General features: G+C 69.1%; 1 protein-coding gene. It reads left to right on the top strand.

Features of this window, described 5'->3' with window-relative positions; translation table 11 throughout:
* Positions 1 to 13 precede the first annotated feature (13 nt).
* A partial coding sequence (locus J0A65_RS27000) for a hypothetical protein (RefSeq protein ID WP_206597236.1) occupies positions 14 to 298 on the top strand: 285 nt, incomplete at its 3' end.

Below are 298 nucleotides of genomic sequence, written 5' to 3' on the forward strand. Positions count from 1 at the left end.
CGAGGGGCGTGTCGTGCGACAGGGGCGTATCGCCTACCTGCCGCAACGCATCGTGGCCGCCGCCGACGCCCGTGTCGTCGACCTGGCGGGTTGCGCACACTGGTTCGATGCCATGCAGCGGGTCATGCGTGGTCAGCCGCATGAGGACGATATCGAGCGCCTCGAAGGGCGCTGGGACCTGGTCGAGCGGCTGCAAGCTGCCTTGCATGAGGAGGGCCTCGGCCACCTCGATGTACAGACGCCGGCGGCGCAGCTGAGCGGCGGGGAATGCAGCCGCATTGCCCTGCTTGGTGCGCTG

The sequence above is a fragment of the Bowmanella yangjiangensis genome (assembly GCF_017255015.1).
Taxonomy (GTDB): Bacteria; Pseudomonadota; Gammaproteobacteria; order Enterobacterales; family Alteromonadaceae; genus Bowmanella; species Bowmanella yangjiangensis.